10 protein-coding genes are annotated in these 11,573 nt (G+C 72.4%); 3 read left to right on the top strand and 7 right to left on the bottom strand.

Going from position 1 to position 11,573, the window contains the following annotated elements; genetic code table 11:
* Positions 1 to 63 precede the first annotated feature (63 nt).
* Positions 64 to 1,551, top strand: a complete 1,488-nt coding sequence (locus tag ACFYVL_RS05180; protein WP_389241441.1) for an NAD(P)/FAD-dependent oxidoreductase — start codon at positions 64 to 66, stop codon at positions 1,549 to 1,551.
* On the opposite strand, the gene ACFYVL_RS05175 is transcribed toward ACFYVL_RS05180, so the two are convergent.
* Together ACFYVL_RS05175 and ACFYVL_RS05170 are read right to left on the bottom strand one after the other, a co-directional pair.
* Complete coding sequence (locus ACFYVL_RS05175; RefSeq protein ID WP_389241440.1) at positions 1,548 to 2,426, bottom strand: LLM class flavin-dependent oxidoreductase; 879 nt, start codon at positions 2,424 to 2,426, stop codon at positions 1,548 to 1,550. The genes ACFYVL_RS05180 and ACFYVL_RS05175 overlap by 4 nt on opposite strands.
* 78 nt (positions 2,427 to 2,504) lie before the next feature.
* Positions 2,505 to 3,845 (bottom strand): LCP family protein, encoded by a 1,341-nt coding sequence (locus ACFYVL_RS05170; protein WP_389241439.1) that lies wholly within the window; start codon positions 3,843 to 3,845, stop codon positions 2,505 to 2,507.
* Positions 3,846 to 3,976: 131 nt separating this feature from the next.
* On the opposite strand from ACFYVL_RS05170, the gene ACFYVL_RS05165 reads away from it, so the two are divergent.
* Positions 3,977 to 4,897: a phosphotransferase family protein gene (locus tag ACFYVL_RS05165; RefSeq protein ID WP_389241438.1), complete on the top strand. Its 921-nt coding sequence runs from the start codon at positions 3,977 to 3,979 to the stop codon at positions 4,895 to 4,897.
* Positions 4,898 to 5,504: 607 nt separating this feature from the next.
* Positions 5,505 to 6,614, top strand: coding sequence for a hypothetical protein (locus tag ACFYVL_RS05160; protein WP_389241437.1), 1,110 nt, complete (start codon positions 5,505 to 5,507; stop codon positions 6,612 to 6,614).
* A gap of 30 nt (positions 6,615 to 6,644) precedes the next feature.
* On the opposite strand, the gene ACFYVL_RS05155 is transcribed toward ACFYVL_RS05160, so the two are convergent.
* Genes ACFYVL_RS05155 through ACFYVL_RS05135 form a run of 5 tightly spaced genes read right to left on the bottom strand, consistent with a single transcriptional unit; the run spans position 6,645 to position 11,358 of the window.
* A complete protein-coding gene (locus ACFYVL_RS05155) occupies positions 6,645 to 8,177 on the bottom strand; it encodes a cytochrome P450 (RefSeq protein ID WP_389241436.1) in 1,533 nt (510 codons plus the stop codon).
* 59 nt (positions 8,178 to 8,236) lie between these two features.
* Entirely contained in the window at positions 8,237 to 8,851 is a 615-nt protein-coding gene (locus tag ACFYVL_RS05150; RefSeq protein ID WP_389241435.1) for an ATP/GTP-binding protein, read from the bottom strand.
* The gene (locus ACFYVL_RS05145; RefSeq protein WP_389241434.1) at positions 8,832 to 9,239 is read right to left on the bottom strand and encodes a DUF742 domain-containing protein; all 408 of its coding nucleotides are present in this window, start codon (positions 9,237 to 9,239) and stop codon (positions 8,832 to 8,834) included. The genes ACFYVL_RS05150 and ACFYVL_RS05145 overlap by 20 nt, the downstream gene beginning before the upstream one ends.
* Entirely contained in the window at positions 9,236 to 9,646 is a 411-nt protein-coding gene (locus ACFYVL_RS05140) for a roadblock/LC7 domain-containing protein (RefSeq protein ID WP_384353316.1), read from the bottom strand. Before ACFYVL_RS05140 ends, ACFYVL_RS05145 begins: the two co-directional genes overlap by 4 nt.
* Entirely contained in the window at positions 9,643 to 11,358 is a 1,716-nt protein-coding gene (locus ACFYVL_RS05135) for an ATP-binding protein (RefSeq protein ID WP_389241433.1), read from the bottom strand. Before ACFYVL_RS05135 ends, ACFYVL_RS05140 begins: the two co-directional genes overlap by 4 nt.
* Positions 11,359 to 11,573: the final 215 nt, after the last annotated feature.

Genomic DNA, 11,573 nt, shown 5'->3' with positions numbered 1-11,573 from the left:
CCGGCCCCGCGCGCACCACCCGCCCACCGCTGCCAGCCCCCACTCGCCCTCCGAAGGAGCCCCATGCCCGCCCCCGCCCCCTACGACGTCACCGTGATCGGCGCCGGTGTCGTCGGCACCGCCATCGCCCGCCACCTCGCCACCCACACCGACCCTCGCCACCCACCCCTGCGCCTCGCTCTCCTCGACGCCTCCGACGACATCGGCAACGGCACCTCCAAGGCCAACACCGCCATCCTGCACACCGGCTTCGACACCACCCCCGGCACCCTCGAATCGACCCTCGTCCGGGACGGGCACCGCCGGCTCCTCGCCTACGCCCGGCAGACCGGCATCCCCGTCGAACCCGTCGGCGCGCTCCTCGTCGCCTGGACCGAGGACCAGCTCGCCGCCCTGCCCGCCCTCGCCGCGAAGGCGGTCCGCAACGGCACCCACGACACCCGCCCGCTCGGCCCCGCCGAGCTGTACGCCCGCGAACCCCACCTCGGCCCCGGCGCCCTCGGCGCGCTCGAAGTGCCCGGCGAGAGCATCATCTGCCCCTTCACCACCCCGCTCGCATACGCCACCGAAGCCGTCCGCTCCGGAACCGAACTCCACCTGAACACCCGGGTGGAGCGCATCACCCCCACCCCCGACGGCCACCTCCTCCACACGAGCCGCGGCCCCCTGCGCACCCGCCGCCTGGTCAACGCGGCCGGTCTGCACGCCGACACCGTCGACCGGATGCTGGGCATCGACGACTTCACCGTCACTCCGCGCCGGGGCCAGCTCCTGGTGTTCGCCAAGGAGGCCAGGGCCCTGGTCCGGCACATCCTGCTCCCCGTCCCCACCGCCCTCGGTAAGGGCGTCCTGGTCACCCCCACGGTCTTCGGCAACGTCCTGCTCGGCCCGACCGCCGAGGACCTCACCGGACCCGACGCCAGAACCGCCCACCACACCACGCCCGAAGGCATCGCCCACCTCCTGGAGCACGGTCGCCGCCTCATGCCCCCGCTCCTCGACACGAAGGTCATCACCTCGTACGCGGGTCTGCGCGCGGCCACCGGGCACGACGACTTCCGCATCCGCGCCCACCCGGGCCTGCGGTACCTGACCGTGGGCGGCATCCGCTCCACCGGTCTCAGCGCGTCCCTGGGCATCGCCGCCCACGTCGCCGGGCTCCTCGCCGAGGACGGCCTGCCGCTGAACCCCGAACCGAGCCAGTCCCGACCGCCGCGCATGCCCAACCTCGGCGAGGCCTTCCCCCGCCCGCACCAGCGCCCCGACCTCATCGCCCGGGACCCCGCCTACGGCGATGTCGTCTGCCCCTGCGAGAGCGTCACGCGCGGCGAGATCCGCGACGCCCTGACCTCCACCGTCCCCGCCCGCACCCCGGGCGGCCTGCGCCGCCGCACCCGTGTCGAATCCGGCCACTGCCGGGGCGAGCGCTGCGCCGCCGCCGTCCGCGCCCTGACCGCCGAGCACACCCCGCGGCCTCCGAAGGACCTCCAGGACACGCGGGGCGGGCAGGGCGGCCCGGACATCGGCCCCGGGGGTTCCGGGACCCGTTAGGGCACCAGCCCCCGGACCTCCTCCGCCACGAACCGCACGAAGCCCGCGGGGTCCGGCTCGTCCGCCGTCGGCTGGAGTACCACCGTGTCGGCCCCGGCCGCCGCCAGCTCCCGTACCGCCGCGGCGACCGCCTCCGCGTCCCCGGCGGCGCCCAGTTCCGGCGACAGCACCCGGCGGTCCGAAGCGAGTTCGGCCCGTACCCGGTCGGCGGCGCCGGGCCCGGTCGCGGCCAGCAGATAGACCACGACCTTGTGCGGCGCGTCCGCGTCGCGTCCCGCCGCGGCCCGGCCCTCCTCGATCAGCCTGCGCGCCGCCCGCATCCCGTCCGGCGAGGTGGACGCGTCGAGCACCGTGCCGTCCGCCGCCTCACCCGTCAGCCGCAGCGTGCGCGGCCCGACACCCCCGGCGAACACCGCGGGCGCCCGGTGCGGGGGCCAGTCCAGCGCCACCTTGTCCAGCCGTACGTACTCCCCGTCCGCGGACACCTCCTCGCCGCGCAGCAGCGAGCGCATCGCCCCCAGGTACTCGCGCAGCAGCGTCAGCGGCGAGTCCGGCCGCGCACCGACCTGCCCCATCCAGTCCTGCACGCCGTGCCCGACGGCCAGCGTCACCCGCTCCGGGAACAGCCGGTACAGCGTGGCCGCCTCCATCGACGCCAGTGCCACATTCCGCAGCGGCACCGGCAGCAGCCCCACGCCCACGTGCAGCCGCTCCGTCCAGGCCAGCGCGGCGGAGGCGGCGGCGATGCCGCTCTCCAGGAAACAGTCCTCCCAGAGCCACAGTTCCTCGACGCCTGCCGCGTCCGCCAATCGCACCAGCGGTCGGAGCTGCTCAGGGGGCAACTGGGGGCGGAACACCACGCCGAGAGTAGTCATGCCACCCATTCCTACCGGCCCGCCCCCGCACCGGCAACCACTCCTGACGCCCCCGCGGCAACTCCGCGACCAGGCCGCTCACCGGCAGCGCAGCTGCTCCCCGGTGGCCGGCGCACCCTCCACCATGCTGCGGTCGTAGGTCACCGCGGCCACGTCCCGCCCCTTGGTCCCGACCGTGACCCGGAGCAGGTCCCCGTGCCCGGCCACCGGGCGCAGCTCCGCACCCGGCAGCGCGGCGGCCAGCGCGGCGGCGTACCGCTCCCGGCGCGGGTCGTAGACGATCACCGTGGGGCCCTCGGCCCGCACCGCCGGGGCCGGTGTCGCGGTCACGGCGAAGCCGCTGCGCCGCAGTGCCTCCGCGACGTCCGCGTCGTCCACCTGCACCGCCACCCGGCTCGGCTCCATCGCCACCGGCACCGCCTGGAGGGTGGCCTCCGCGGTGATCGACCGGTCCTCGCGCAGCGCCGCGAACAGCCGGGCGGCCCTGGCCCGGTCCCACAGCAGCGTCGAGCCCCAGTCCGGCACCCGGTGGTCGAAGGCCGACATGGGCACCGTCGCGAACTCCATGTCCGCGGGCGTCAGTTTGCGCATCGACCAGCCCAGCGAGAAGAGCGTGCCGAGACCGGTGCCGCTGTCGGTGCGCACGTACGGGGCGAGGGCCTGCGCGGCGTTCACGAGGGCGAGAGGATCGCGGAAGGTGCCGGCCCGCGCCAGCCGGTCGACCATGCCGAGCAGCAGCCGCTGCTGACGGCGCACCCGGCCCAGGTCGCCGGGCGGCGACACCTTCCTGGCCCGCGCGTAGCGCAGCGCGCCCCGGCCGTCGAGCAGTTGGGTGCCGGGGGCCAGACGCAGCCCGGACTTGGGGTCGGTCAGGGGGCGGTCGGTGCACACCTCGGCGCCGCCGAGCCGGTCGACGGCGGAGGCGAAGCCGCCGAAGTCGGTCTGCAGATAGTGGTCCACCCGGACCCCAGTGGCCCGCTCCACGGTGCGTACGGCCAGATCGGGGCCGCCGTGCTGGAAGGCACCGTTGATCTTCCCGGAGTGCGCGGGGTGCGCGTGCGGGGCGAACGGCACGTAGGAGTCGCGGGGGACGGAGACCACACTCAGGCGCCGTCCGTCCGGGGCGAGGTGCACCAGCATCATCACGTCCGTGCAGTCGCACTCCTTGCCCCCGACGTGCAGGTCCCGGATCTGTTCGCGCGTCAGCCCTGACCGCCGGTCGATCCCGGCCACCAGCAGGTTGGTGCCGGGAGCCGTCCGCGCGGCGGCGGACAGGGTGCTGTCGTGCTCCAGGGCGAACGGAGCCGGGGCGGTCGCCTGCGCGGGGGCCGGGCCGGCCCCGAGCGAGGCCACGAGCAGCGTGGCGAGCACCAGACGGCGGCGGGCGGACAGACGACGGCGTGAGCGGCTGGACGGCACAGCGACCTCCGGGAAGCAGCCGAGAGATAGTTATAAATACCGACAAACTACGCAGATCTCCGCCGGGAGGTGGGTGCGACCCGCCGGGAAACCGATTGCGGACCCGGCGATCTTCGAACTAGCCTCCGCGCATGCTGCCCGAGGTGAACGACGACGCCCAGTGGGACGCAGTCGTCCCCGACGAGACGGTCATGCGGCCTGCGGTGACCGACCTCCTTGCCCGGCTGGGCCTGGCCGGAGCGCCCGTGACCCGCTACTCCGGCGGCTCGATGCCGGTCTACGCGGCCGGCACCGGGCACGTCCTCAAACTCTTCCCCACCTGCGACGCCGAGGACGGCATCACCGAGGCACGCGTGCTGTCCCACCTGCACGGCCGACTGCCGGTCCCCACCCCCGAACTGCACGCCTCGGGCGCGTACGGGAACGGCTGGCGGTATGTCCTGATGGCCCGGCTCCCGGGCGAGGACCTCTCGGTGGCCTGGCCGCGCATCCCGGCCGCCGACCGCGAGCGCCTGGTCACCGAGGCCGGCGAGGCGCTCGCCGCACTGCACGCGCTCGACCCCGCCCCGCTCGCCGACGTCCTGGGACCCGAGGACTGGGACGCCTTCCTCGCCCGGCAGCGCGCGGGCGCCGTCGAGCGGCAGCGCAGCCGCGCACTGCCCGAGGAGTGGACCGCGCGGATCCCCGCCTTCCTCGACTCCGTGGAACTTCCGGCCGGTGGCGAACGGGTGCTGCTGCACACCGAACTGATGCGCCAGCACCTCGTGGTCGACCCGGCGACCTGGCGGCTGACCGGGCTCTTCGACTTCGAGCCCGCCATGATCGGTGATCCGGCGTACGACCTGGTGGCGATCGGTCTGTTCCTGACCCGGGGCGAACCGGGGCTGATGGCCCGCTTCCAGAAGGCGTACGGCCGCACCTTCGACCCCCGCCAACTCCTCGCCTACGCCCTGCTGCACGTCTATGCGAACTTCGTGTGGTACTTCCGCGAACTCCCGGCGCCTTCCGAGCAGAGCTGGGAATCGGTCGCGGAAGCGTGGTTCGGCGGCTGAGCGGCCGTCGCCGGAGCGTCCCGCTGTTGACACCCGCACGGGCATATCCGTGGCCCCCGCCGGTGAATATTCAGGGAGCATAGGTCAATTGCCAAGGCGGCCGGGGACGGGAATTCGAACGGGGCCGGAAAGGGAAAGGGCTCGTTCCGGGCGCTCTCGGCGTGCAATGAGGCGTGCGTACGGCGCAAGCCCGTACGACGCCCCTCGGTAAGGGGCGGGCGATTTCGAACGCGAGGTGCGGACAAGGGTGAAATCCGCCAGATCGTAACGGTGTTGACCTGGGTGGACGCTATGCGGAGTCGCACCGTTGTGCGTTTCCGGGACATCGGGCGGTACTGCCGGATTCAGCAGGGTATTTCCGTCCTTTGGCAAGAGGCCGGCACGTAAAGATCCGCACCGATGGCCCCGCCCGCCCCCCAGGGATCACGCCGGGAGTATTCTCGGCGGGAAATTCGGCCGACCGACTACTGTGAACAAGCGTTGCTCAACTTGCGTCAGGTGATGGGCAGTTGCATTGTTATTGACGATCGGACATGGGCATATAGGCCCCAGCACAGAGCAGAACACCGCACTGCACGTTGAAACCTGGACTCCAGGGGGAAATCCCATGACCGTGGCTTCGGAACACCGGCTGATTCAGCAACTGCCCCACGTCCCGTTCTACTGCCCGGTGCCTGCCGCCGTGCATCCGGCGGCGCGGGTACTGAACGAGCTGACCGTCGACTGGATGCTCCGGCAGCAACTGGACAGTGATCCGGAACAGCGCCGACGGCTGGCCCTCTGCGACTTCGGCGGCCTCACCGCCTCGACCATGCCCTACGGCAGCCTCGCCCCGCTCACCCTGATGGCCAAGTTCCACGCCGTGCTCTTCTCGCTCGACGACGGCGTCTGTGACGAGGCGCAGCCGAGCGCGGGCCAGCTGGCGCAGGAGACCTCCCGAATAATGCGTGCCGTGGAAGCCCCCGGAGCGTTCGTGCCCGGAGAGTCGCGGCACGCCGCGTCCCTGCGCGAACTCCGCCAGGAACTGGAGACCTACGCCACCCCCCGGCAGCTGCGCCGCTGGGTCGACGCCATGCGCGTCTACACCTCGGGACTGGTCTGGGAGGCACAGTGCCGACGCAGCCCGGGACTTCCGTCCCTCGACGACTACGTCACCCTGTGGATGCGGGCCATCGGCATGGCTCCCTCGACGGCCATGATGGAGATCGTCGCCGGCTACTCGGTGCCCGACGAGGACCTGGAGGACCCCCGGGTGCGGGCCCTCACCGAGATCACCTGGACCCTGGTCAGCTGGGACAACGACCTCTACTCGCGCAACAAGGAACTGCTGCGGGCGGACGACGACCTCAACCTCATCGACGTCCTGCGCCACGAACTGGGCTGCAGCACCCAGCAGGCCCTGGAACGGGCCGTCGAGATGCGCGACCGCGTCATGATCCTCTTCCTGCGGCTGCGCGCCCAGGTGCTGCGCGACGGCGGAGCCGAAGTGCGGCGCTACGTCCACGACTTGGGCCAGTTCGTGCGCGGCCACCTCGACTGGGCCTCCCGCTGCCCGCGCTACACGGTCCCGGCACCCCCGGGCACCTCCGCGCGGCCGGCCAGCTGGTGGAAGCACCGGCCCGCCGACGAGAGCGGCGAACCCCTGCCGCTGCCGACCATCGCCTGGTGGTGGGACCAACTGGAGCCCGACCACGGCACGGTGCGCCGCGCCGCATAGCACGCGCGCACCGGCCGGGCGGACGGCGGCTCAGTAGCCGCGCCACCAGGTCACCAGCTGCCGCCACATCCGTACCGGTGCGGAACCCCGTCGCTGCGCCGGCACGGTGACGACGGGCGGCGGCGCGTCCGGCGCCTGCGGAACCGGGCCCGGCCGGTCGGCCGCGGGCTCCCGAGCGCTGTCCGTCCGGTCGGGCAGCGGCTGCGCCCCGTTGCGGGACGCCGAGCCCACTTCCCAGTCCCGGCGCGGCGCACCTTGGCGCTCCGGGGTCGTCGGCCCCGCCACCTCCTGCGGCGGACGCGGTGCGAACGTCACCGGAAGCTCGATCAGGTGCCGCGCCATCAGGGTGCTGCGCCACCTCAGCTCGTGCTCCTCGACGGCGAGCTGAATGTCCGGCAGACGCATCAGCAGGGCGTCGATGCCGGTGTCGGCGATGGCACGCCCGATGTCCTGCCCCGGACACTCGTGCGGCCCGCCGCTGAAGGCCAGATGGGCCCGGTTGCCCTGCATGGAGGCCGTCGGGTCGGGGCGCACCACGGGGTCCACGTTGGCCGGCGCGATGCCCACGATCAGCGCGTCGCCCGCCTTGATCTTCTGCCCGCCCAGCTCGGAGTCCCCGGCCGCCCACCGGCCGAGGATGTTGGTGAACGGCGGCTCGTCCCACAGGGTCTGCTCGACCGCCTCCGGCAGCGTCATGTGACCGCCGCTCAGCTGGGCCCGGAACCGCGGGTCGGTGAGCACCATGCGCAGCACGTTGGCGATCAGGTTGGCGGTGGTCTCGTACGCGGCGATCAGCACGAGGCGCAGGTGCTGGGCGATCTCGTCGTCGCCCAGGGCCGCCGGGTGCTCCACCATCCAGGTGGTGAAGTCCTCCTCGGGCTCCGCGCGGCGGCGGGCCACCAGGCGGATCAGTGCCGCCATCACGTACTCGTTGCTCGCGATGGCGGTCTCGGTGCCCTTGATCATGTCGCGGGCGGCCTGCACCAGGCGCTCGTCGTACTCCTCGGGCATGCCGAGGATCTGGCACATCACCATCATCGGCAGGTGCTCGGCGAAACTGCTGACCAGATCGGCCCGCCCGGCCTCGCAGAAATCGTTGACCAGGCGGTTACTGAACCGGTTGATGAAGCGGCGCACGCCCCGGTGGTCGATCCGCGAGATCGAGTCGGTGACCGCGCCGCGCTGCCGCTCGTGCTCGGCGCCGTCCGCGAAGACGCAGATCGGCTGGTACGCGAAGATCGGCGCGAGCGGGTTGTTCATCCCGACCGTGCCCTCCTGCAACAGCCGCCAGCGCCGCGAGTCCCGGGAGTACAGGGAGGGGGTGCGGGTCATGTGCAGGTTCTCGCTGTGCCCGAGGACCAGCCAGGCGGGCACGTCCCCGTTGATCAGGACGGGGGCCACCGGGCCGTGCTCGGCGCGCAGCTTCTCGTACAGGCCCATCGGGTCCTTCTCGTGCGCGGGACCGTAGATCCTGCGCAGACCACCGGGGCCGAACTCGCTCGTGTCGGCGTGCGCCGGGCATTCCGGCGGGGGGACGGGCGACGGGTCGAAGGGGGAGGTCAAGGCAACTCCTGGGGGAGGAAGCTGAGGGGGAGGGGCGGCAGGTCGCCGGGCGCGGGGCGTCAGGCGCGCTGCGCGGCGAGCGAATGCAGGTAGTGCATCAGCGTCATCAGCACGTCGCGGCTGGAGGCCCGGAGCCGGGCGTCGCAGTCCACCATCGGTACTTCGTCGGGGAGGTCGAGGGCGTGCCGCAGGGCCTCCATCGGGTGGCTCGGCGCGTCCGGGAAGGTGTTCACGGCGACCACGAAGGGGACCCCGCGCTCCTCCAGGCGCCCGATCACGTCGAAGCTGACCTCCAGCCGGCGGGTGTCGACCAGCACGACCGCACCGAGCGCGCCCTCGAAGAGCCCGTTCCACAGGAACCAGAAGCGCTCCTGGCCCGGTGTGCCGAACAGGTAGAGGATCAGCTGCTCGCTGATGCTGATCCGGCCGAAGTCCATGGCGACCGTGGTGGCGGTCTTGCCCTCGATCCGCGAGTTGTCGTCCACCCCGATGCTGGCCTGGGTCATGGTCTCTTCGGTGGTCAGCGGACGGATCTCGCTGACCGAGCCCACCATCGTCGTCTTGCCGACACCGAAGCCGCCGACGATCACCACCTTGACCGCGGCGGTGGCCGTGGCGGGCAGTACGTCCTCGGAGCGGGGGCCCGCGAGGGTGTCAGAGCCGTTGAAGTCCATGCATCACCGCTTCGAGGAGGGACCGGTCGGGGAGTACGGCGCGGACGATGGGCGCGCGGGACTCGACCAGTTCGGTAGCGAGCAGATCGGTCAGCAGCGAGGTGACCACGCTGAACGGCAGCCGCAGATACGCGGAGATCTCCGCGACCGACAGCGGAGCCCGGCACAGCCGCAGGATCGCGGCCTGCTCGGGCTGCACCGTCGGCGTCGGGGTGGAGCAGGCGACGACCATGGTGACCAGGTCGAGGGAGGCCCGCTCGCCGCCGTCCGGGCCGCCGGTGATCACGTAGAGCCGTTCGGGGTCCCCCTTGGCCGAGCCCGGATCGGGGGCCGGTGCGTCGGGGGCGGGCAGTTTCGCCCGTCGTTCTCGCCGGGATGGGTGCTTCATACGGTGCGCTGCCCGTCGTGCCGGGGCGGACTGGTCAGGTGGGCTCCGATCCGTACGACGAGGTCGCGCATCCGGGCACCCACCATTCCCGCGTCCACCGTCTCGTCGGCGAGGACGGCGAGGTAGGCCCCGGCCCCCGCCGCCATCAGATAGAAGAAGCCGCCGTCGACCTCGATGACGACCATTCTCATCCGGCCGTCGCTGTCGGGGATCTCCGAGGCGACCGCGGCGGCCAGGCTCTGGAGTCCGGCGCAGGCCGCGGCGAGGCGGTCGGCGACATCGGGGTCCCCGCCGTGCCGGGCGATCCGCAGGCCGTCCGCGGAGAGCACCACGATCTGGTGGATCTGCGGTACCCCGGTGGCCAGGTCCTTGAGAATCCAGTCCAAGTTGGCCCGCTGCTGGATCACTTCAGATCTCCTTTGTCCCACGTGTTGTCCAGATCGCCGTCGGCCGGTTGCGTGTGCGGACCGTCCGTCTCGGCCGGCGGATCCAGCGGCACTCCGTTGGCCGCCTTGGTGAATGCTTCGAGCCAGATGCCCGGCTCGGGTTCTTCCTTGCGGGGCTGCCCGGTTGCCGCTGCCGCCGCTCCTGCGGCTGCCGCGGCCTCCGCGGCGGCCTGGCGCTCCTGCGCCGGAAGGTTGTGCGAACCGAGGGGGGCGCGGCCCCGGCTGCGGCGCTGCGGCAGCCCGTTCTCGGTCCATTCGGTGACCACGGGGACGTCCTCCTCCATGGCCGACATCGGCATCGACACCGGCCGGGGCGCGGGCGCCGGGGCGGGCGCGGGCGTCGGCGCGGCGGGCGCCGGCGCGGCCGGGCGGGGCTTGCGCTGGGGGGCGCGGGCCTCCTCGGGCGTCATGCCCTCGCTCCTGCCGCCGCGCGGAACGGCGGAGGCGCCGATGCCGTGCGCGATGCCCGGGGCGGGCCCGGTGGTGACGATGTCGCGCGGCACGATCAGTACCGCCCGCACGCCGCCGTACGCGGACTGCCGCAGTGACACCTGGAGGTTGTACATCTGGGACAGCCGGCCGACGACGGCCATGCCGAGGCGGGGGGTGTCGCCGAGCTCGTTGAGGTCGATGCCGGCCTGGGCCTGCGCGAGCATGTTCTCGGCCCGGTTGCGGGCCTCCTCGCTGAGGCTGACGCCGCCGTCCTCGATCTCGATGGCGATGCCGGTCTGCACCTCGACCGCGGTGACGTGCACCCGGGTCTGCGGCGGTGAGTAGCGGGTGGCGTTGTCCAGCAGTTCGGCGCAGGCGTGGATGAGCGGCTCGACGGCGGTGCCGATGATGGCGACCTTGGCGATCGAGTGCAGATCGACGCGGCGGTACTCCAGGATCCGGGACATGGCACCGCGCAGCACGCTGAACAGCGGTACGGGGCGCGGCCACTGACGGCTCGGGCGGGCGCCGCCGAGCACCGAGATGGAGTCCGCGAGGCGGCCGATCAGGGCCGTGCCGTGGTCGATCCGCAGCAGGTCGTCGAAGACCTCGGGGTTGCGCCCGTGGTCCTCCTCCATCTGCCGCAGCTCGCTGGACTGCTGGTGCACGATGGCCTGCACCCGGCGGGCGATGTTGACGAACGCGCGCTGCGCGGACTCACGCCGGGCCTCTTCGAGGTCGATGATGTCCAGCACCGTGCGGAGCAACTCGCGCTGCGCGTACGGCAGATCGCGGTACCGCTCGTCGGCGTCGACGACGTCCCGCATGGTCTCGGCCGGGGACTCCCCGGAGCGCAGCCGCCGGATCGCGGCCGGCATCAGTTCCTTGGCGAGCCGGACGGTCTCGTCGTCGTGCTCGGCGAGCCGCCGCTCCAGCGACGCCAGCCGCTGCGCGTGATCGGCCCGCGCGCGGCGCAACGCCCGTCCGCGCCGCACGATTTCGGAGGTGAGCAGGGCGACGACGACGGTGGCCACCGCACCGCACCAGACGACGGGTATCCGGGCGGACTCCGCGACGACGACCGCGGCACCTGCCGTCGCGGCGACGGTGAGGACGACGGCCAGTGCGATCGCCCGCACGAACGGCGACTCCTGCTGGCGCGCCTGGTGCGCCGGATGCGGCGGACGGTTCTGCCGTGCCTGGTGTGCTGCCTGACGTGGGGGGGATTCAACCCGAACCATGGAGAGCCTCTGGCGTTGTCTCGGGGGGCGTGTGGTCTTAGGGGGTGTTTCCAAACAAGTGCCATGAAAGGGAACAAGTGGATGAATTCACATCAACTCGGCTCGTTGGGCAGCGAGCTTAGCCCGGTCGCGTCCGCGCATCGGCCGGTTCCTCCAACCCCCTGCACCGATCGTCGTCCCAGGCATAGACTCACCGACTTTGCACGTTCGGCGCT

Origin of the sequence: Streptomyces sp. NPDC004111 (assembly GCF_042874215.1) — a bacterium.
Lineage (GTDB): Bacteria > Actinomycetota > Actinomycetes > Streptomycetales > Streptomycetaceae > Streptomyces.
This window is presented reverse-complemented; position numbering and strand designations above follow the sequence as displayed.